This window comes from Rahnella sp. NRRL B-41462 (assembly GCF_003263525.1).
GTDB classification, from domain to species: Bacteria; Pseudomonadota; Gammaproteobacteria; order Enterobacterales; family Enterobacteriaceae; genus Rahnella; species Rahnella aceris.
This window is the reverse complement of the sequence record NZ_JYDF01000126.1, coordinates 1-19,300: the sequence shown is the minus strand read 5'-3', so window position 1 is coordinate 19,300 and position 19,300 is coordinate 1. Positions and strand designations below refer to the sequence as shown.

20 protein-coding genes are annotated in these 19,300 nt (G+C 52.3%); 8 read left to right on the top strand and 12 right to left on the bottom strand.

The window, feature by feature from the left end:
* Window positions 1–123: 123 nt before the first annotated feature.
* Both phnE (UC14_RS23755) and phnE (UC14_RS23750) read left to right on the top strand, forming a co-directional pair.
* Window positions 124–987 carry a phosphonate ABC transporter, permease protein PhnE gene (phnE, locus tag UC14_RS23755; RefSeq protein WP_013576360.1) on the top strand — a complete coding sequence of 288 codons (864 nt, stop codon included), beginning with the start codon at window positions 124–126 and terminating at the stop codon, window positions 985–987.
* Complete coding sequence (gene phnE / locus UC14_RS23750; protein ID WP_013576359.1) at window positions 987–1,910, top strand: phosphonate ABC transporter, permease protein PhnE; 924 nt, start codon at window positions 987–989, stop codon at window positions 1,908–1,910. Before phnE (UC14_RS23755) ends, phnE (UC14_RS23750) begins: the two co-directional genes overlap by 1 nt.
* Window positions 1,911–1,990: 80 nt before the next feature.
* Here phnE (UC14_RS23750) and UC14_RS23745 read toward each other — a convergent pair whose 3' ends face one another.
* Both UC14_RS23745 and UC14_RS23740 read right to left on the bottom strand, forming a co-directional pair.
* Complete coding sequence (locus UC14_RS23745; RefSeq protein WP_112198557.1) at window positions 1,991–3,112, bottom strand: cupin domain-containing protein; 1,122 nt, start codon at window positions 3,110–3,112, stop codon at window positions 1,991–1,993.
* A 149-nt stretch (window positions 3,113–3,261) separates the two neighbouring features.
* Window positions 3,262–4,641 (bottom strand): NAD-dependent succinate-semialdehyde dehydrogenase, encoded by a 1,380-nt coding sequence (locus UC14_RS23740; RefSeq protein WP_013576357.1) that lies wholly within the window; start codon window positions 4,639–4,641, stop codon window positions 3,262–3,264.
* A gap of 335 nt (window positions 4,642–4,976) precedes the next feature.
* Between UC14_RS23740 and UC14_RS23735 the strand changes: the two genes are divergently transcribed.
* Both UC14_RS23735 and ddlA read left to right on the top strand, forming a co-directional pair.
* Window positions 4,977–5,306 (top strand): DHCW motif cupin fold protein, encoded by a 330-nt coding sequence (locus UC14_RS23735; protein ID WP_013576356.1) that lies wholly within the window; start codon window positions 4,977–4,979, stop codon window positions 5,304–5,306.
* Between the two features lie 58 nt (window positions 5,307–5,364).
* Window positions 5,365–6,462: a D-alanine--D-alanine ligase gene (gene ddlA / locus UC14_RS23730; RefSeq protein ID WP_037037176.1), complete on the top strand. Its 1,098-nt coding sequence runs from the start codon at window positions 5,365–5,367 to the stop codon at window positions 6,460–6,462.
* A 68-nt stretch (window positions 6,463–6,530) separates the two neighbouring features.
* Here ddlA and UC14_RS23725 read toward each other — a convergent pair whose 3' ends face one another.
* The 7 genes from UC14_RS23725 to UC14_RS23695 all read right to left on the bottom strand — a co-directional run bounded on the left by UC14_RS23725 (window position 6,531) and on the right by UC14_RS23695 (window position 10,615).
* A complete protein-coding gene (locus UC14_RS23725) occupies window positions 6,531–6,872 on the bottom strand; it encodes a helix-turn-helix domain-containing protein (protein ID WP_013576354.1) in 342 nt (113 codons plus the stop codon).
* On the bottom strand, window positions 6,853–7,212 hold the full coding sequence (locus UC14_RS23720) for a type II toxin-antitoxin system RelE/ParE family toxin (protein ID WP_013576353.1): 360 nt from the start codon (window positions 7,210–7,212) through the stop codon (window positions 6,853–6,855). Before UC14_RS23720 ends, UC14_RS23725 begins: the two co-directional genes overlap by 20 nt.
* 173 nt (window positions 7,213–7,385) lie before the next feature.
* Window positions 7,386–8,600, bottom strand: a complete 1,215-nt coding sequence (locus UC14_RS23715) for an MFS transporter (RefSeq protein ID WP_112198556.1) — start codon at window positions 8,598–8,600, stop codon at window positions 7,386–7,388.
* A gap of 247 nt (window positions 8,601–8,847) precedes the next feature.
* Entirely contained in the window at window positions 8,848–9,105 is a 258-nt protein-coding gene (locus UC14_RS23710; protein WP_013576351.1) for a DUF1471 domain-containing protein, read from the bottom strand.
* Window positions 9,106–9,256: 151 nt separating this feature from the next.
* Window positions 9,257–9,514 (bottom strand): YdgH/BhsA/McbA-like domain containing protein, encoded by a 258-nt coding sequence (locus UC14_RS23705; protein ID WP_013576350.1) that lies wholly within the window; start codon window positions 9,512–9,514, stop codon window positions 9,257–9,259.
* Window positions 9,515–9,683: 169 nt separating this feature from the next.
* Window positions 9,684–9,941, bottom strand: coding sequence for a YdgH/BhsA/McbA-like domain containing protein (locus UC14_RS23700; RefSeq protein WP_013576349.1), 258 nt, complete (start codon window positions 9,939–9,941; stop codon window positions 9,684–9,686).
* A gap of 416 nt (window positions 9,942–10,357) precedes the next feature.
* Window positions 10,358–10,615, bottom strand: a complete 258-nt coding sequence (locus UC14_RS23695; protein WP_013576348.1) for a hypothetical protein — start codon at window positions 10,613–10,615, stop codon at window positions 10,358–10,360.
* A 211-nt stretch (window positions 10,616–10,826) separates the two neighbouring features.
* Here UC14_RS23695 and UC14_RS23690 point away from each other — a divergent pair, with 211 nt between their 5' ends.
* Window positions 10,827–11,486, top strand: coding sequence for a TetR/AcrR family transcriptional regulator (locus tag UC14_RS23690; protein ID WP_013576347.1), 660 nt, complete (start codon window positions 10,827–10,829; stop codon window positions 11,484–11,486).
* Window positions 11,487–11,503: 17 nt separating this feature from the next.
* On the top strand, window positions 11,504–12,376 hold the full coding sequence (locus UC14_RS23685) for an oxygenase MpaB family protein (protein WP_112198555.1): 873 nt from the start codon (window positions 11,504–11,506) through the stop codon (window positions 12,374–12,376).
* Here the strand turns inward: UC14_RS23685 and abgT are convergent.
* The 3 genes from abgT to UC14_RS23670 form a co-directional block, all read right to left on the bottom strand.
* Window positions 12,373–13,896: a p-aminobenzoyl-glutamate transporter gene (gene abgT / locus UC14_RS23680; protein ID WP_013576345.1), complete on the bottom strand. Its 1,524-nt coding sequence runs from the start codon at window positions 13,894–13,896 to the stop codon at window positions 12,373–12,375. The genes UC14_RS23685 and abgT overlap by 4 nt on opposite strands.
* A 105-nt stretch (window positions 13,897–14,001) precedes the next feature.
* Window positions 14,002–15,468 carry a M20 family metallopeptidase gene (locus tag UC14_RS23675; protein WP_112198554.1) on the bottom strand — a complete coding sequence of 489 codons (1,467 nt, stop codon included), beginning with the start codon at window positions 15,466–15,468 and terminating at the stop codon, window positions 14,002–14,004.
* On the bottom strand, window positions 15,468–16,784 hold the full coding sequence (locus UC14_RS23670) for a M20 family metallo-hydrolase (RefSeq protein WP_112198553.1): 1,317 nt from the start codon (window positions 16,782–16,784) through the stop codon (window positions 15,468–15,470). Before UC14_RS23670 ends, UC14_RS23675 begins: the two co-directional genes overlap by 1 nt.
* Window positions 16,785–16,985: 201 nt before the next feature.
* Between UC14_RS23670 and UC14_RS23665 the strand changes: the two genes are divergently transcribed.
* Window positions 16,986–17,882 carry a LysR family transcriptional regulator gene (locus UC14_RS23665; protein ID WP_013576342.1) on the top strand — a complete coding sequence of 299 codons (897 nt, stop codon included), beginning with the start codon at window positions 16,986–16,988 and terminating at the stop codon, window positions 17,880–17,882.
* Window positions 17,883–18,023: 141 nt separating this feature from the next.
* Complete coding sequence (locus UC14_RS23660; protein WP_112198552.1) at window positions 18,024–19,130, top strand: suppressor of fused domain protein; 1,107 nt, start codon at window positions 18,024–18,026, stop codon at window positions 19,128–19,130.
* Window positions 19,131–19,300: the final 170 nt, after the last annotated feature.

Here is a 19,300-nt window from a genome sequence, read left to right as displayed (position 1 = left end):
GGGGTATTAATGGCAACTCAGGAAGCGAAAGCTTTTACCATTATTGTTTTTTTTAATACCCCCTCCTGACCTCCCCCTTCGCAGGGGGAGGAATAATGATTATCGCAAATCGGAAATATTATTTTGAACAAAGACTTCAATCGTTATTACCAGCAGATACGCGGTAAACAAAAGCGGGAAGCGCTGATCTGGTCAGGGCTGATGTTGTTGTTATATCTGTGGTCAGGCAATGTTTCCGAACTTAATTTAAAAACGATTATTGTCTCCGCGCCGAGCTTCTTTGATTATATTGGTCAGACGGTGCCGGTATTACACTGGTCATTGTTATTTGCTGACGGTCATACAGAAGGTTCACTGGCGTATTGGGGATATCGTCTCAATATTCAGCTGCCGCTGATTTGGGAAACTATTCAGCTGGCGTTGTCCTCAACGATATTGTCGACGGCGCTGGCAGTCGTGCTGGCTTTTCTCGCCGCCAGCAATACGGATTCGCCTAAATGGGTGAAATTCAGCATCCGTACCTTTGTCGCTTTCCTGCGCACCATGCCGGAACTGGCCTGGGCGGTAATGTGTGTGATGGCGTTTGGCGTCGGTGCCATTCCGGGCTTTATCGCACTGACGTTACACACTGCCGGCAGTCTGACCAAATTGTTCTACGAATCCATTGAAACCGCATCGGATAAACCGGTGCGCGGACTCAGAGCCTGCGGCGCGGGGCGTTTGCAGCGCATGCGTTTCGCCATGTGGCCGCAGGTGAAACCGATCTTCTTATCCTACAGCTTTATGCGCCTCGAAATTAACTTCCGCCAGTCGACTATCCTCGGGCTGGTCGGGGCCGGTGGTATCGGGCAGGAGCTGATGACCTCAATCAAACTGGACCGATATGACCAGGTCAGCATGACCTTACTGCTGATTATTCTGGTGGTGTCGGCGATGGATTTTCTTTCCGGTAAATTGCGCAAACGCGTTGTGGAGGGCACTTTCTGATGTTAACTGATGCGCTCGAACCTCATGTGGTCAGCAGCCTGAAGCAGAAGCACGGGCATCTGTTTGCCGCGCAGCGCCGCTATCTGCGCTACCTCGCGATACTGGCTGTCGTGATTACGCTGTACTACGTCTATTTCTTCAGTTATTTCGGTATTCCATGGAGCGAAGTGGTGCGCGGCACCCGCGAAGTAGGACGTTATTTCCTGCGGATGTTTGTCTGGCATAACGTTTCCGAATGGCCGTTTATGTATTATTTTTCGCAAATAGCTATCACGCTGGCGATTGTGTTTTCCGGAACCATCACCGCGTCTTTCCTCGCATTGCCTCTTTCATTCCTTGCGGCGCGTAATGTGATGTCGACGCCGGTTCTCAGACCCGTTTCCATGGTCATCCGCCGTCTTCTGGATGTTTTACGCGGGCTGGATATGGCGATCTGGGGGCTGATTTTCGTTCGTGCTGTCGGCATGGGGCCGCTGGCCGGTGTGCTGGCGATCGTGATGCAGGATTTAGGCTTGCTGGGCAAGCTTTATGCGGAAGGGCATGAGGCGGTAGATCGTTCGCCGAGCCGCGGCCTGCGGGCGCTGGGGGCTTCCCCGCTACAAACGCACCGCTTCGGGATTTTCACTCAATCCTTCCCGACATTCCTTGCGTTGTCGCTGTATCAGATTGAATCCAATACCCGTTCAGCCGCTGTTCTTGGTTTTGTTGGCGCGGGCGGGATCGGTCTGGTGTATGCGGAAAATATGCGTCTGTGGAACTGGGATGTGGTGATGTTTATCACATTGATTTTAGTGGCTATCGTGATGATTATGGACAAGATTTCCGCGATGCTGCGCGCCAAATATATCCTGGGCGAAGAGATTAGTTTATTCGCACCGGAAGAACGGAAAATGAAGCCGCCGGTGGAGCTTTATCGCTCGTAAATGTTAACGGTCGAAACAGAATAAAAGAAGGCGGCATCCGGGATGGATGCCGCCTTTGCTGTTATTGAATCGCCGGGAGTTTACTCGTCGAAATACCAGTAACCCTGATTCACCAGATCCGTTAACAGAGCGACAAATTCAGGATCCTGCAACGCAGCACCCAGCTCTGTTTTACTGATCAGCGTATAGCGGCACAGCGCATCGGCCGCGGAATGTTGCGATGTTTCCAGCGGCTCGCTGTTAACAAAGAAACGTTCGCCGACGTTGAGAACCCGCAGACCGCTCAGGCGCACCAGGCTTTCGCCCTCCATCAGTGCATCGGCAATTTCATGTGATTCGTATGGCGGTTCGGCTGGCGCGATATCCAGTTCATGGCGCGGCGTAGTGGCGAAACGGCCAAACCATTGTTTGAAATCTTCCGGCTGGCTGATCAGCTCAACCATCATCTGGCGCACACGTTCCAGCTCGTAATCTTCTACTTTACCGACGTGGTCGCGCAGCGTGAGATCCGGATCGCTGTAATGGCTGCCGCCCAGATCGTTTTCCAGCGCGTAGTCAGCAAAACTGCTGATGAAATCGCGGCTGTTAGGGCCACGGAAACCGACGGAATAGTTGAGGGCGGTTTCATGGGTAAAGCCGTCGTGCGGGAAGCCCGGCGGAATATACAGAATGTCGCCGGGTTCAAGATCTTCATCAATGATTGGCGTGAACGGATCCACATGCAGTAACGCCGGGTGCGGGCAGAACTGACGCATCGGCAGAGCATCGCCCACGCGCCAGCGGCGGCTGCCCATGCCCTGGATGATAAACACGTCATACTGATCGATGTGCGGGCCGACACCGCCGCCGGGCACGGAATACGAAATCATCAGGTCGTCTAAACGCCAGTCCGGCAATACGCGAAAAGGTTTCACCAGTTCTGCCGCAGGCAAATGCCAGTGGTTTACGGCCTGTGCCAGCAGTGACCAGCCGGTTTCACCCAGCCCGTCGAAATCTTCAAAAGGACCGTTACTTGCCTGCCATTCACCATCTTTATGGCTCACCAGACGGCTGTCCACTTCCGGCTCCATCGCCAGACCGGCTAATTCGTCTGGAGAGATTGGATCAACAAAATTTGAGAATGCTTTTTTGATAACAACAGGTTTTTTTTGCCAGTATTTTTCTAAAAATTCCGGCCAGTCCAGATTGAGTTCATAAGCCATGCGATTTACCAGTGGGAAGACAAACGGGTCTGATTATAGAGAGGCGGTGCTTGAGCGCGCTTTGTCGTGGGTCAAGGCTTGGTAAATGAGGGAGAAAGGAAAAGTGCGGAGAGAGGAAAAAATCCCCCTCCGCAGGGGGAGAAGAAGCATCAGGACTTCGCGGCCAGCACCACCAGTTTCTGGTTCACAAATTCTTTGATACCGAGATCAGAGAGTTCGCGGCCGAAGCCCGAGCGTTTCACACCACCGAAAGGCAGTTCAGCAGCGGTATCCGTCGGTGAATTGACGTATACCATACCGGTTTCAATCTGGCTCGCCAGCTTACGGGCGCGGGTCAGATCGGTGGTAAACAGCGAACCGCCGAGGCCGTAATGTGAGTCGTTGGCAAGTTTCACCAGTTCCTCATCATTTTTCACCACGTACACCTGTGCGACCGGGCCAAAGAACTCTTCGAAATAGGCCGGATTATCGCGGGTAATGTGCGTCAGAATCGTTGGCTCAAAGAAGTTGCCCGGATTGTCTGCCACCTTTTTACCGCCAAAGTGCAGTTTCGCCCCGTGTTTCACGGCATCATCCACTTGTTTGCTCAGCGTTTTCACCGCTTCGGCAGAGGACAACGGTCCCAGTGTGGTGGATTTATCCAGCGGATCGCCGATCTTCAGTGCCTTGAAGTGTTCGGTGAATTTTTTAAGGAATTCATCGGCGACTTTTTCATGAATAATGAAGCGCTTGGCCGCCGTACACACCTGTCCGGCATTAGAGACACGGGCCTGCGCACCGGCTTTGGCAGCTTTATCGATATCCGCATCATCGAGTACGGCAAACACGTCATTCCCGCCGAGTTCCAGCGTCGATTTCTTCAGCTTAGATGCCGCCCGTGAAGCCACGACCGCACCGGCTTTCTCCGAACCGGTCAGCGCGACACCCTGAACGCGGTCATCATCAATGATGGCACTGACCTGATCCTGAGAAATAAACAGGTTGGTATAAGCGCCCTTTGGGGCACCCGCTTCGGTAACCAGTTTCTCAAAGGTTTCCGCACAATGGGGAACGATACTGGCGTGTTTGACGACCACGCTGTTACCTGAGGCAAGATTCGGTGCCAGTACGCGCATTAACTGGTAGAACGGGAAATTCCAGGGCTCGACGGCCATGATCACCCCAATCGGATGATGCTCGACCCAGGCTTCGCCGAGATCGGATTTATACGGCACAGGTTTGAGAAATTCCTCGGCGTTTTCGGCATAGAATTTCGCAATATCCGCGCAAATCTGCACTTCGCCACGGCTCTGGCCGATGAGTTTCCCCATTTCTACACTGACCACTTCCGCCAGTTCATCGACACGGGAAGCCATCAGTTCTGACAATTTATGCAGCACGTTAACGCGTTGCTTAATATCGCCCTGACCCCAGTCAGATTTGTATAAAGCATGGGCGGCAGAGAGTGCCTCTTCAACCTGCTGATCGTTATGTGTTTGATATTCTTTGATGAGCTTATTGTTGAACGGATTTATCGTTTGATATGGCATATGTTGCTCCTTGTTTTGTGGCGTGTCGTCGAAAACAACGGCACGTTGGAATTGAGGTGCGTGCGCCTTTCTGCGTTCTCAACAGAACATTAAGCATAGTCGAAAAAACGTGACCGCTGTCCCACAGACATCTCATGCAACACAACGGTATGGCGTGTGCTGCCCGCATTCTCCCCTGGCCCTGCCATACGTGCGCTGCAGCCTGTCTCTAAGAACAATCGGCTTTACGCAACTTTGCGAGCGGCTGTTAATGAATTGTTTTCAGCAAGCGATTGATAAATTTACCGCTCACTTTTATGCTGGCTTTCCTTCCTTTTCCCGACATTGAGAAACTCATGAAGCTTGATGCGATTCCGTTTTGCACGACTGACTGGAGTGATGTCACGCCGACGCAGCATCCGGGTGATACCGGCATGGCGCTGTGGCGTACGCAAAAATTTGGCGATATCCGTGTGCGTATCGTTGAATATTCACCTGGCTATGAGGCTGATCACTGGTGCAGTAAAGGCCATGTTTTGTTCTGCCTGGAGGGGGAGCTTCATACGCGTCTTGAGGACGGACGGAATTTCACCTTATCGCCGGGCATGAGTTATCAGGTGGCGGACAATGCTGAAGCACACCGTTCATCCACACCAATTGGCGCGAAACTGTTTGTTGTTGATTAGTCGTGGTTGTTTATAGAAACGTTCGCCGTCCGCTGAGGCTGGCGACAAGGAGCAGCAGGTGAGTAAATTACGGGTTGGTATTATTTTCGGTGGTAAATCGGCAGAGCATGAAGTGTCACTGCAGTCGGCAAAAAACATTGTGGATGCGATTGATAAACAACGCTTTGATGTGACATTGCTGGGCATTGATAAGAAAGGGGAATGGCATATTAATGATGCCAGTAACTACCTGATCAATGCTGAAAATCCGTCGCTGATTGCCCTGAACCGCTCGAATAACCAGGTTGCACTGATCCCCGGTCAGACTGAGAATCAGTTAATTGAGACTCACAGCGCCAGCGCGTTGTCGCAAGTGGATGTGATCTTCCCGATAGTGCACGGAACGCTGGGGGAAGACGGTTCCTTGCAGGGGCTGCTGCGCATGGCAAATATTGCCTTCGTAGGGTCTGGCGTGCTGGGTTCCGCCGTGAGCATGGATAAAGATGTCACCAAGCGTTTGCTGCGCGATGCCGGTCTGGCGGTTGCCCCGTTTGTGTGCCTGACGCGTGCGAACCGTCAGAAAAATACCTTTGCCAGTGTTTCGCAACAACTCGGTCTGCCGCTTTTTATCAAACCGGCGAATCAGGGCTCATCGGTGGGCGTCAGTAAAGTCAGTGATGAGGATGGCTATCAGCGTGCGCTGGATGAAGCCTTCAGCTTCGACCACAAAGTGCTGGTGGAATCGGCCATTAAAGGTCGTGAAATTGAATGCGCTGTGTTGGGTAACGATCACCCGCAGGCCAGTGTGTGTGGCGAAGTGATCCTGCACGACGAGTTTTATTCCTACGATACCAAATACATCAACGAATCCGGTGCTTCCATTGCGGTTCCGGCTGATTTACCCCGTGAGACCCACGACCGTATCCGCGCCATTGCCTTGCAGGCATTTCAGGTGCTGGAATGTCGCGGCATGGCGCGTGTGGACGTTTTCCTGACAGAACAGGGCGATGTCGTCATCAATGAAATCAATACATTGCCGGGCTTCACCAACATCAGTATGTATCCGAAACTCTGGGCAGCCAGCGGGTTAAGTTACAGTGAGCTGATCACCCGCCTGATTGAGCTGGCGCTCGAGCAACATCAGCAGGATAACCAACTGAAGAGTTCTGCCAACTGATTATTCAAATTTTGCATTGAGATGAAAAGGCAGGGAGAAATCCCTGCCTTTGTCGTTTTCTTTGCTGATTATTCAACCACCAGCTTTACCTGTTTTCCGGCCAGACTCAGCATCAGAATCAGGGCATCGAGCGTAAATTTATCCGTCTTTTTGTTCACTACGTCAGAAACGCGCGGGCGGGAAACTTGCAAAATTTTTGCAGCATCGCTCTGAAGCAAATTCTGATGGGCGATCCAGAGGCCAATTTCAGTCATCAGTTGTTCTTTGAGCGCCAGAGTATGGGCAATTTTACGCTGTGAATCGGCATGTAAAGCCTGTGCTTCGACAGCGCTGAATCCCAAATCGGCGAAAACATTTCCGCCTGCTGGTGTGATATGTCGTGATGCGACATCAATAACATCCTTTTTCATTTTCTCTCCTGTGGCGCTCCCGGACAATTTGGGCATAGCGGCTTTTTATAATGGAAATATCTTTCGGGCTGGTTTGCTGCTTCTTTTTCGCAAAGCAGTGCAGGATGTAAATGGCCTCGTCGAATTTAGCGAGATAGATAACCCGAAAAGTACCGGCAAACACATCAAGTTTGATTTCAACCACGCCAGCTCCCCAGTCGCTGACTGACTTCCATTGTGTTGGGGGAAGCCCATGCTGAATTTGTTCAAGTTCATAGCCTGCTCTTTTTCTGGCGTCTGTGGGGAAATCACGTAAATCCTTCAACGAACTTCCACGCCAGTCGATATCTTTAATCACCATCACTTTCCTTGTGTATAAAATTTTATACCTAAATATGCCTCACGCCAACGTCTTTATACGACAGCCAACGTCTGACGAGATAAGTAAGGAGAATTCTTGCGAGATATGCCGAAGAAAAGCACTCCCATGGGGTTAAAAGGCAGAGAGAAATCCCTGCCTTTGTCGTTTTCTGATTACGCTCTGTAGTGCCAGAGTAAGATAACAACCCCGGTCAGGCTGGCGAGTGACACACTATAAAGCGCGCCGGTTGCCCCGATGCTATCAGCCAGTAAACCGGCGGCTCCGGTGGCAAAAGCGCTCACCATAACTTGTCCGCGCCAGGCCAGAGCGCTGGCTGTGGCGACCTGCCTGCCCGCAAAATTTTGCAGCACGCCGAAAGTCCCTAATGCAAACACCACATTCGAGGCCAGATGAGCACCGAAAATCAGCATCAGACTGGCCACCAGCCAGGCGGAGAGGGGAGAAAGCAGAAAATATCCGCCCAGAAACAACATCAGGCATAGCAATAACCGTCCGTTGCTGGCGCTGTAACGGCGGAGTTTGTCGGCATTGAGCAATAACGGCCCGCAAAGTTGTCCCAGGCTACGGGAGAACAACAAAGGGAGCGCCAGACCTGTGGCTTCTTCAGGGCGGATTTGTTGCGCCAGTGCGGGCAATAATGCCATCGCGGGTGAACCGACGGCGGCGAGCGCCGGTAGCAGCAAGACGCTTCGTTTCTGTAGCGGTGAGTAATTTTTCCAGCGCAGTGACGCGGGTACGGCGGAATCAGCGGGCGTTGTGTCGGCGCATCTGGCCTGAAATATTTTCCGGGTGATCAGAAGCAAAATGGCAGATGCGGCAAAACTCAGGGCATCAAGCAGCAGAATGCTGAGTGGCGAAACAACATTGAACAACAAAACCCCTGCGCCGGTGCCGAGCATGACCTGCGCCGCGAAGATCAGCGTTTCCATTGCCGTCGCTGCCGGTAACTCATCAACACTCAGCCCGCGTTTGAATAACAACGTGAGCGCCGGATAACTCATCCCGCTGAGCAACGCCTCGGCAGACTGAACAGCCAGCAACGCGGAAATATTGTGTGACAGCAAGCCGTACAGCGGAAATATCAATGCCACCATGCCGAGAATTTCGGTCAGGATCAAAATCTGCAGCGGCGACATTTTTCTGCACAAGCGTTCGCCCCACAGACTTCCGATAAAGCCGGGCAATGTTGCCAGCATATAAGCGAAAGTCAGCGTAGCAGGGGAGGCGTTCCAGCGCAGCAGTTGACCAAAAACCACCACCTGTGTCAGGCCATTACCCAGAGATGATAAAATAAAGGCAAAGCCCAGCAGCCGCAGCCAGCGATGGCTGCGCAGTGCGCGTATGAGCGCAATTAATAACGAATTCATGAAAGAGATTCTCATCAGAAATAACAGAAACCCCGAATTGCCCGCAGGCAACAGGGAGAAGAAAAACTGTCAGTGATGAGAGTTCGTTACATTGGGAAAGAGGGCCTTAAGGAAATAGAAGAGAAAAATGTAGCACAAGGTCAGGCGGGCAGGGAGCATTCAGAGAAATTTTTCATAAAACACAGACACGAAAAAGGCGGCAAATGCCGCCTCTTCTGCTTACTGCTTTTTTACTGCTTACTTCAGCTTATTTATACAGTTCAGCTGTGCCATACAGATGGTTATCACCTGACGCACCGATGATACGGTAAGAGCTTGCACCGGCTTCGCTGGCTTTAGCATTCAGTTTGTCCTGCAGGCTGCTCAGGCTGTTACCTGATGTTGCGCTGACCACACCAATTGCCTGCTGACCTGCCGGTGCGGACTGAACTTCAGTCGCTGCCAGAGTCGAGAATGAAGCGGTAGCCAGTGCGATTGCAGCAAGAGTCATTGTTACGTTTTTCATGTTATTTTCCTCATTTCGTATTTTTGAGCTTTGCCAGGCGTTGTCATCAACGTTCATTTAATGTGCAAAGCTGTCTTCTGTCCGATACAACATCTAGCTTATTAATCGTTAACTAAATGCTGTTGTACCCTTAAATTGCTTATTCTTGTGCTTATTTATACAGCTCAGCAGTACCGTACAGATGGTTTTCACCTGAAGCGCCGATGATACGGTATGAGCTTGCACCCGCTTCGTTGGCTTTTGCATTCAGTTTGTTCTGCAGGCTTGATAAATCATTGCTTGAAGAAGCACTTACCACACCAATTGCTTGTTGACCTTCTGGTGCAGACTGAACTTCAGTCGCTGCCAGGGTAGAGAATGAGGCGGTAGCAAGCGCAATTGCAGCTAAAGTCATAGTGATATTTTTCATGATGGTCTTCCTTTTTATCTGTTTATCAGCAGGTGATTATTAGGTCCGACTGTTATTTCTTAACAGTTGATAAGTAAATGTTAGACCTGGATCATATTCTGTGCAACTCATTTATTTATTAATCGTTAACTTATTGTGCGGAACAATCTGCTAACGAAATCTTCAGGCCTTATTTATACAGCTCAGCAGTACCGTACAGATGGTTTTCACCAGAAGCACCGATGATGCGGTATGAGCTTGCACCGGCTTCAGTGGCTTTCGCGTTCAGTTTTGACTGCAGTGTGCTCAGGTCACCGTTTGAAGAGGCGCTGACAGTACCGATAGTTTGTTCACCCGCAGGTACAGACTGAACCTCAGTCGCCGCCAGGGTAGAGAAAGAAGCGGTAGCAAGTGTGAGTGCTGCGATTGTCATTGCGATAGTTTTCATGATGTTAATTCCTGTTCGTCAATTTTTTATTCGGGGTGCCTTATTCAGGAACCTCAGTTTCGGGTCAACGTTAGTTATTAGTTAACGTTCGATAAGTAAATGATAGGGAGTGTTGAGAGTTTGTGCAAGATGTTTTTTTAATGAACGTTAACTAATCGTGCTGTGATGAATGTCACGCTAAACGCGGTTTTTGTTTTCATTTTGTTAAATGAATGTTTTTAAAATGATTCGCGATAAGAATTGAAAATCCTTTATGCATAATTTTGCTGAATGAATCTTTAATGATCGCTAAGTTAATGGTTGGTTCTGGCCAGCGAGGGTGATAAAACATGGGGCGGCCAGGAAAAAGATAAGGCGACATAAGCCGCCTTATCGTGATTCCTGCCCTGACGGTCTGTCATCAGGCTCCGTGGTCATTAGTAATAAACAGAAGCGGGCTGATGACCAGAGGTTGAAGGCGCAGGTGGTTGAGTTGGAGAAGTAGGAATACGGCCCTGTTCGATTTTTTTGTTCGTACAGGTGGCCGGGTTACAGAAGTTACTGTCACCGGTCACATTGACCATCCGCACTTCCTGACTCTGCAAAGGCATCATGATAACCTGCTGTGCGGCAACATTGGCAACCGGTACAGCGGTTAATGCCAGAACTGCAAGAAGGATTTTAAAGTTACTCATGATGTTACGTCCTGAATGTGTTGTCTGCAAAAGGCTTATAAAAGCGTTTTTAGTTGTGCAGCTTTGCGGGTTTGAGTGATTTTCTTATCGCTCGATAATTAAATGATAAACTCCGCTGGACTTGTGCGCAACTATTTTTAATAATGATCGTTAAGTTATTTCTATAACTATTTTAATAACCATAATCACAATGGTGATGGAAGGAGGGTGTATGAGCACTGAACAGACGGCTTTGGTCCGGAAAAGTCGCGGTCGCCCAAAACAGTTCGATCGTGGAACTGCTCTGAGCAAGGCCTTGAATTTATTCTGGCGCCATGGTTACGAGGCCACTTCATTAGCCGATTTGGTCGAAGCAACCGGTGCAAAAGCGCCAACTTTGTATGCCGAATTTGGTAACAAAGAAGGGCTTTTCCGCGCAGCCGTTGAACATTATCTGAAAAACTTTTACGAAAAGAGCTCATGTTTACTGAGCAGAACAGATTTGTCCGTTGAGGATACGGTTGGGCGCTATCTGCGTGCCATCGTTGAGCTGTTTACCGACTGCGACACGCCAAGTGGCTGCTTTATGATCAGCGCATCATCCGGGATGTCTTCATCTTCTGCGGATATTGCCGAAATGCTGCGTGCGCGCCACCTTTCGCAGGAACGCACTCTGTTTGAATATTTCGAGAAGAAAAAACAGAGCGGTGATTTGACTGCGGTAACTGACAGCGCGCTGCTGGCGAAATACCTGGCCTGCACCATTCAGGGCTTCTCCGTACAGGCCCGTGACGGCGCAAGTTCTGATGAACTCAACCGGCTGATTGACGTGGTCATGAACCTGTGGCCGGAGCTGACCAAAGCCACGGTTGTCAGCAAAGCCGCACATTAATCACTGAGTTAAGATAATTGTTAAGAAAGAGAATAGAACGTCAGGTGCTGAGTCTTTCGGGCCTGGCGTTAGGCGGTATAGACTTTGAGAATCCGCCGGGTGACCCGGGACTGTTTGGTCCGCAAAGCATCACCTGGCGAATTCACGGAGACTTCTCATCCATGCTTTGTGGCGGCGTCAGTGCCTTATTGCTGCAAATGCTTCATCCGCTGGCGCTTGCCGGTGTCTGGGATCATTCCTCATTTCGTGAAGATATGCTCGGGCGACTTCGTCGCACCAGTCAGTTCATTTCCGGGACGACTTTTGCGCCTGTTAATGACGCCAACGCGTTAATCGAAAAAGTAAAATCCATTCATTTGCGGGTGACCGGTACCGATGCTTACGGCACGCCTTATGCGGCCAGCGATCCGGATTTACTGGTCTGGGTGCACGTAGCCGAAGCGTACAGCTTCCTGCAATCGCATCTGCGTTATCGCAATCCTGCGCTCAGCCTGAGCGATCAGAACCGCTATTATCAGGAGTTTTCCCGTGTGGCGAAAAGCCTGGGGGCGGCAAATGTGCCGGAGAGTGTCGATGCGGTAGAAGCCTATCTGCAGGCGATGCGCCCGCAGTTGCGCTGCGATGAACGGACGCTTGAAGTGGTAAGATTATTGCAGAATGCACCCGCGCCGAGCCGTCTGGCCAGGCCGGTGGGCAGCCTGATGATTCAGGCTGGCATTGAATTATTGCCTGAGTGGGCAGCAATCCAACTGGGGATTTCCCTTTCCCCGCCGAAGCGCCGGAGGATTCGTTTCGCCACCCGTTGCATTGCAGGGGTATTGCGCTGGGCGGTGAGAAACGGCTCATGGCACCGGGCCATGCGCCGTATGGGCGTCTGCACTGACCGTTAAAGATGCGGATAAACGCCCGGACCGATGGGCAGACCCAGCAGATACCAGCCCACCAGCATCAGCAGCCACACCACGAAAAACACAATCGGATACGGCAGCACCAGCGAATAATAGGTGCCGAGTTTCGCTTCTTTGTTGTAGCGCTGCAGGAACCCGAGGAACAGCGGCACAAACGGCGACATCGGCGCAAGCGGGATCACCGAAGAATCCGCGACGCGGAACACGATTTGCGCGAACGCCGGATGGAAACCGAGCAGCATAAACATCGGCACAAATATCGGTGCCAGAATCGACCAGATTGCCGAGCCGCTGGCGATAAACATACACAGCAATGCCGACAGGAAAATCAGGCCGAGAAACGCCGGGATGCCGGTCATGCCTAAGTTTTCCAGCACATCCGTCAGCCCGATCGCCATGAATTTCCCCATATTACTCCAGTTGAAAAACGCCACAAACTGGGACAGCGGGAACACCATCACAATAAAACCCGCCATGGATTTCATCGGATCCACCAGCAAATCCGGCACGTCACTGGCGCTGCGGATCTGCTTCGTCACCATGCCGTAAGGCACTGAAATCACGAAAAAGAACAGAATAATCAGCGGTACGATGCCCTGAATAAATGGCGAAGGGATGATGCCGCCGGTTTTCGGATTGCGCAGCGGCGCGGCTTCCGGCACCACCAGCAACGCCACCAGGGCGATAAACACCAGCGCCGCAATGCCGCTCGCCATCAGGCCGCGGTTCTGTTCCGGCGTCAGCTTTTTCATCTCTTCGTTACGCTCGCCGTGATACACCGGCAGGCGCGGTTCAACGAATTTATCGGTCAGAATGGCACCCACGATGGTCAGCAAAATCACCGAGGCTGCCATAAAGTACCAGTTGTCGATCACACTGACCTGAACCGCCGGATTAATCGCCTTTGCCGCCTCGGTACTCAGACCGGATAACAACACATCGGTGGTCACAATCAGCAGGTTAGCCGTGAAACCGCAGCCAACACCGGCGATAGCCGCCAGTAAACCAGCCACGGGATGACGTCCGACTGCGAGGAAAATCAGTGCGCCCAGCGGCGGCATCACCACCAGTGCGGCATCCGACGAAATGTGGCTGAAGAAGGCGATAAAAATCACCATATAGCTGGCGTAACGGGCGTTTACTTTGGACGCCATTTTGTACATCAGGCTTTGCAGCAGCCCGACGCGCTCCGCCAGTCCGGCACCAATCACCAGCGCCAGAATCGAGCCGAGCGGGGTAAATCCGCTGAAATTTTTAATGACGTTCGGCAAAATCCACTGAATACCTTCCACGCTCAGCAGGTTTTTTACATGGATTACCTCACCGTTGGTTGGGTTTACTGCCGTAATATTCAGCCATGAAATCACCGCACTGGCGACCATCAGCACGGCGATCAGGTAAACAAATAACAAAAACGGGTTGGGAATTTTATTCCCCACACGTTCAACCCACTGAAGAAATCCCCCCGGACTCTGGCCGGAATCTTGCGCCTGAATACTCATCTGTTAACCCTCTGTCGTGTTTGTCTTTTTTTATATTTATGCCGCTCATCCGTGCCGGAACGGGACGCGAATGAGCGGTTTACATCATTAACTGACACCCGTGATTTATTTCAATGGCGAAGGTTTTACGCCTGCCGGGATCGGGCACTGATACGGGCGTCGTGCACGTTGTGCATCGCGCTCTTTCTGACAGGCCGTCAGTAAATCCGGCCGGGTGAACAGGTCTATCGCGGTCGATGACATGATTTTCGCTGCCAGACACATGCCTTTATGGGCGATGGAGGTCCGCCCCTGCGACACAATCTGCCAGGTATGCAGCGGCGAACCGACCGCAAAACACGGGCTGAAACACTGCGCCGTCGGCACCAGCCAGCTCACATCACCGACGTCCGTTGAGCCGTAGAGGATATTGCCGTTCGGGGCATACGGAGCAACGGAGTCTGTCAGCGGGGAATGGCGCAAGGTTTCGGCGAATTCCACGCCTTCCGCGCCGCTGGTACGGGAGATATTCAGCAGATTATTATCAATATCCTGTTCCGTCAGCGTGGCATGAATCGACGCCGCAAACGCCCGCTCTTCGGCGGTGTAATGCGGTGTGCCGAAAGCCTGGACGTACTGATACATCGCGCTTTCCAGCGTGCGGTTGGGCACGTAGTTGGAACAGGCCTTGTCAAAGCGCATCGACATCTGTGTGCCGGTCATCAGCGCTGCGCCTTTGGCAATATCCACTACGCGGTCGAAAATCGCCTGCGCCTGATCCATTTGCGGCGCGCGTACCAGATACAGCACTTCGGCGTCTGCCTGCACCACGTTGGGCGAAATCCCGCCCGCGTTGGTGATCGCGTAATGCAGGCGCGCTTCCTGAATGATGTGTTCGCGCAGGAAGTTCGCGCCGGTATTCATCAGCGTCAGGGCATCCAGCGCGCTGCGACCCAGATGTGGCGCGGCGGCGGCGTGTGAGGACACGCCTTTAAAGCTGAACGACGCCTGAATATTGGCCAGCGTCTGGTTGCTGAACATGCCGCTGTAGGTTTCCGGATGCCAGGTCAGTGCGGCATCGACGTCATCGAACAATCCTTCGCGGGCCATAAAGGTTTTGCCGGAGCCACCTTCTTCACCCGGGCAGCCGTAAAAACGCACCGTGCCCTGAATGTTTTCACGTTCCATCCAGGCTTTCACTGCCAGCGCGCCGCCGAGTGCCGCCGTTCCCAGCAGATTATGGCCGCAACCGTGGCCGTTGCCGTTTTCCACCAGTGGCTGCGCTACATCGCAACCGGCTTTCTGGCTTAAACCGGCCAGCGCGTCGAATTCGCCGAGCAGGGCAATCACTGGTTTTCCGCTGCCGAAGCTGGCGATAAACGCCGTTTCCATGCCACCCACGCCGCGCTCAACGGCAAATCCGCTGGCGTCGAGTTTGTCGGCCAGTAATGCAGAAGAGAAGGATTCGACAAAGCGGGTTTCAGGATGATCCCAGATGGCATCGCTGATTTCTGCCAGCGCGGGTTGCTGGTTATCGATGAAATCATTGATGAAATTCACGACGTTCTGTTGATGTGGCACGTGCGACGTCATCAGCGTTCCCCTTTGAATTCAGCGATATTCAGCGCCAGTGCCGCCAGGGTTTTAATGCCCTGAGACATCACTTTTTCATCGAAATCAAACAGTTCATTGTGATGACCCGCGCTCAGATCAGTGCCGAAAATGACATAAGAGGCTTCGCCACCGCGGGCTTTTACGCGCTCCATCATATAGGTGGCATCTTCCGAACCCGCTGCGCCTTCCTGACGGTCGATAATCTGCTCAAACTCGCCGAGTTTTTCCGCCTGACGGTGGATGTAATTCACCCAGGCGGGCGTCGGCGTGCTGCTTTGCGCCGCGCCCATCAGTTTGATGTCGAATTTCACCTGATGCATTTCGGCTGCGCCGGAAATCACTTTCAGCGCCTGCTGATAAATAAATTCGTTCACCTCATTGGTGGTGCCACGCGTTTCTACTTTCATCGTGGCGCTGGAAGGCACCACATTGCGCCCGGTACCAGCCTGTAAAACGCCGACATTAATGCGTGAATCACCGCCGCTGTGACGCGGGATCGCATGCAAACCCAGTGTTGCCTGCGCCGCCGCCAGCAGGGCATTGCGGCCATCCTCCGGCTTACCGCCCGCATGTGAGGCCACGCCGGTGAAGTGCACGTCGAGCTTGGTCGTTGCCATAAAAGTATCGTTACCGCACACGATGTGATTAGCCGGTACGCCGGTGCCGATATGCACGGCGGTGAAATATTGCACGTCGTCCACCACGCCCGCTTCAACCATGGATTTCGCGCCGCGCGTGCCTTCCTCGGCAGGCTGGAAAATCAGCTTGATGGTGCCGCAGAGCTGGTCGCGCACCTGCATCAGCACGTCTGCCAGCCCGAGGCCAATGGTGGTGTGACCGTCGTGACCACAGGCATGCATCATGCCGTTATTGGCCGAAGCAAACCCGTCGCGGAACGGGCGATGCTGGTCTTCCTGTACTTCGTTTAAATCCAGCGCGTCCATATCCACCCGAAAACCCATTACCGGGCCGGGGCGACCGGTTTCCAGCGTGGCGACAATCCCGGTGAAACCGCCGGAGAAATGCGGCATCCAGCGGGCAATCGCGCCTTGTTCCAGTGCGCGCTGCTCCTGTTCGGCCAGCACGGCTGCGGAAGGCAGCCCCATACGCGAATCAGCGTCGATAACTTCTTTGCCGAGTTGCAGTGAATAGCCCAGTTTTTCCAGACGATCGGCCACCAGCGTGGAGGTACGAAACTCCAGCCAGCCGGATTCGGCGTATTTATGCAGATCACGACGTTGCTTTTGCAGGGAAGGGAACAGCTTTTCTACACGTTCAGAAATCTCATTAACCATCACGGACTCTCTTTTTACACAGACATGCAGGCTTTCCGCACAGCGGCAGAAAGGAGGAAATCAAAGCTTCGGGAAGTGCAGACCCGCACGCAGAAAGCGGCGAAAGGCGGCCTGATATGATTTTCAATGTACATAAAGCGTTCAGGGCATATAAGATGCCAAAATCTTCTTAGTGATAATCAGGGGTTATCAAAGAATCTCATGCCATCACAAATAAAAATGCATCAGTTGCGGGCGTTTGTTTCGGTCGCACGTCAGGGCAGTATTCGTGCCGCCAGCCGGATGCAGAATCTTTCACAGCCCGCGCTGACCAAATCAATTAAAGAACTGGAAGAAAATCTGGGGGCGAGGTTATTTGTCCGTCGCCGTCAGGGCGTGACGCTAACTGATTGTGGTGACGCGTTTTTTAAGCGCGCAAGCCTGATTCTGGAAGAGCTGCGGGTGGCGCAGGAAGACATCGCTCAGCGCCTCGGCGGGACCAGCGGCAGGGTCAATATCGGCGTCGGGGCCAGCATTGCCCGCACCATCATGCCGGAAGTCATTGACCGTTTTCACCGTGAATTCCCCCATGTGAAGGTGCGGATTGCCGAGGGGCAACTGGTATCGATGATCCCGGAGCTGCGTCAGGGCGAGCTGGATTTCACCGTGAATACCTATTATCAGGGACCCTTTGATAACGAACTGTTATATGAAAAGCTTATGGATAAAGAGTATCGCGTGGTGGCAAGGCGTGGTCATCCGATGCAGCATGCCCGTTCGATGCAGGAGCTTTTGCATTGCGACTGGACGATGCCGACGCCACGCGGCAGCTATTACAAACTGCTCAGCGAAGTGTTCAGCGAAATGGATGCCGAGCCGAATATCAGCGTGATTTGCGAAACTTTTATGTCCTGCACCAGCCTGATCGCCAAAACCGATTTTCTCAGCGTGTTGTCCGTCGATGTCATTAACGATCCGGTGATCGGCCAGAGTCTGGTCGCGCTGGATCTTGATCTGCCGCTACCGAAAGCCACGTTCTATCTCATTCAGCGACGTGATACCACGCTGACGCCGATGGCCGCGCATCTGGCGCAGCTGTTTCGGATGTATTGCCGCTGATGTTGATATTTTGACAAAAAAGCACCTGTTTTAATGATTTATCGGGGATTTTTGGGAATATTGCCCGTTATCGGCCTGGCTTATCCGTTCTACACTGACCATCACAGGGAATAATAAGCTTCCTGATATTGTTGAGGTCATATGCGCCAGTCCGACATTGTTGCTGAAGTCAGTAACGACAAACAAACCCTGACCGCGCTGGTCGAGCAGGATAACCGCGTGGTGTATTTTTATATTTTCGCCCGCGAAGATTTGCGCGACCGCTTTCCGAAAATGCGCGCCTGCTGGGTACGTAATCTGGTGCCCGCACCGCTGAACGATGACACAGAGGCAATGGAGCAGGGGATTGCCCCGATGCTGGCGGCGCAATACTGCCGCAATCTGGAGGGCGAAGCGCCGCTGGAGCCTGCACAAATTCAGATCCTCTGGAATGAAAGCGATGACGGCGCGGCGTTGTGGTATCAGGGATTATTGCTGGCGATGATCCCCGGCTGGAGTTTGTATATCGACCATTCGGTGTGTTATTCCGCCGGCTGCATTAAACAGAATCCGCTGACCTTCCCGCTGGGTTCTGCCTCGACCAACACGCAATGTGAACTGGCAGAAAAGACCCGCCTGTTCTGGCGTGACTGGCAAAATGAATTCAGCAATCCGTGGCCGAAAATCCAGCGCAAGCTGCTGGAATCCTACGAAGATCGCTTTGGCTCATCACTGAAATATTATCTGATCAATCAGGGCAACTGGCCGCCAATGGCGATTTCTCAGCATGAAGATGAAGAGAATTATTACTTCTTCACGGTCGGCATGAGTATCCGTCCGATGCCGCAAATTGATATTGTTTTCAACGATGAAGCAGAAAAGCATCGTCGCATCGAACTCGCCTTTTCGGTCGGCAAAGAATATGTGACCGAAGAGAATGCCGTGCAGATGGCCAGCGCGTTATCCGGTTATGCACAGATTCCCTGGACGACTCTCAGCTGGTTGGGTGAAGGCCACACGCTGATGTCGCCGATGGCACCGCTCGGCTTTGAAGGACACGTGATTTCCTCCGCATTATGCGGTCCGGCAGACAAAATGCGTCTGCCAAAAATTTACGGGGATCCGGTGAATCTGTTTTGGGTCAGTCCGGTGTTTACCAGCGAACTGGAGTTTGCGCAGGCCAGACCGAATGGCGGATTTGAACTGGTCGCCGCGATGATCAAGAACGATATCGGGTATGTGTTTGCGCCGAGAAGTGCGGTGGTTTGATGTCACTCTCTCAGTTTTCTCACAGAGATGAGTAAGAATACCGATCTGCTCCCTCCCCTGCGAAGGGGAGGGTTGGGGTGGGGTATTAGTTGAAGAGTGCAGTACCTATTGTGTTGTCTTTAAAACCCCCTCCCAGCCTCCCACTTCGCAGGGGGAGGAGCAAGGCAAAA

Excerpts from the sequence above, each read along its gene's own strand:
- abgT (WP_013576345.1), bottom strand. The coding sequence starts at position 13,896 with ATGAGTATTCAGGCGCAAGATTCCGGCCAGAGTCCGGGGGGATTTCTT.
- UC14_RS23665 (WP_013576342.1), top strand. The coding sequence starts at position 16,986 with ATGCCATCACAAATAAAAATGCATCAGTTGCGGGCGTTTGTTTCGGTC.
- UC14_RS23660 (WP_112198552.1), top strand. The coding sequence starts at position 18,024 with ATGCGCCAGTCCGACATTGTTGCTGAAGTCAGTAACGACAAACAAACC.
- phnE (WP_013576359.1), top strand. The coding sequence starts at position 987 with ATGTTAACTGATGCGCTCGAACCTCATGTGGTCAGCAGCCTGAAGCAG.
- UC14_RS23700 (WP_013576349.1), bottom strand. The coding sequence starts at position 9,941 with ATGAAAACTATCGCAATGACAATCGCAGCACTCACACTTGCTACCGCT.
- UC14_RS23745 (WP_112198557.1), bottom strand. The coding sequence starts at position 3,112 with ATGGCTTATGAACTCAATCTGGACTGGCCGGAATTTTTAGAAAAATAC.
- UC14_RS23720 (WP_013576353.1), bottom strand. The coding sequence starts at position 7,212 with ATGGTGATTAAAGATATCGACTGGCGTGGAAGTTCGTTGAAGGATTTA.
- UC14_RS23705 (WP_013576350.1), bottom strand. The coding sequence starts at position 9,514 with ATGAAAAATATCACTATGACTTTAGCTGCAATTGCGCTTGCTACCGCC.
- UC14_RS23715 (WP_112198556.1), bottom strand. The coding sequence starts at position 8,600 with ATGAATTCGTTATTAATTGCGCTCATACGCGCACTGCGCAGCCATCGC.
- UC14_RS23670 (WP_112198553.1), bottom strand. The coding sequence starts at position 16,784 with ATGGTTAATGAGATTTCTGAACGTGTAGAAAAGCTGTTCCCTTCCCTG.
- UC14_RS23710 (WP_013576351.1), bottom strand. The coding sequence starts at position 9,105 with ATGAAAAACGTAACAATGACTCTTGCTGCAATCGCACTGGCTACCGCT.
- UC14_RS23725 (WP_013576354.1), bottom strand. The coding sequence starts at position 6,872 with ATGAAAAAGGATGTTATTGATGTCGCATCACGACATATCACACCAGCA.
- UC14_RS23735 (WP_013576356.1), top strand. The coding sequence starts at position 4,977 with ATGAAGCTTGATGCGATTCCGTTTTGCACGACTGACTGGAGTGATGTC.
- UC14_RS23695 (WP_013576348.1), bottom strand. The coding sequence starts at position 10,615 with ATGAGTAACTTTAAAATCCTTCTTGCAGTTCTGGCATTAACCGCTGTA.
- UC14_RS23740 (WP_013576357.1), bottom strand. The coding sequence starts at position 4,641 with ATGCCATATCAAACGATAAATCCGTTCAACAATAAGCTCATCAAAGAA.
- UC14_RS23690 (WP_013576347.1), top strand. The coding sequence starts at position 10,827 with ATGAGCACTGAACAGACGGCTTTGGTCCGGAAAAGTCGCGGTCGCCCA.
- UC14_RS23675 (WP_112198554.1), bottom strand. The coding sequence starts at position 15,468 with ATGACGTCGCACGTGCCACATCAACAGAACGTCGTGAATTTCATCAAT.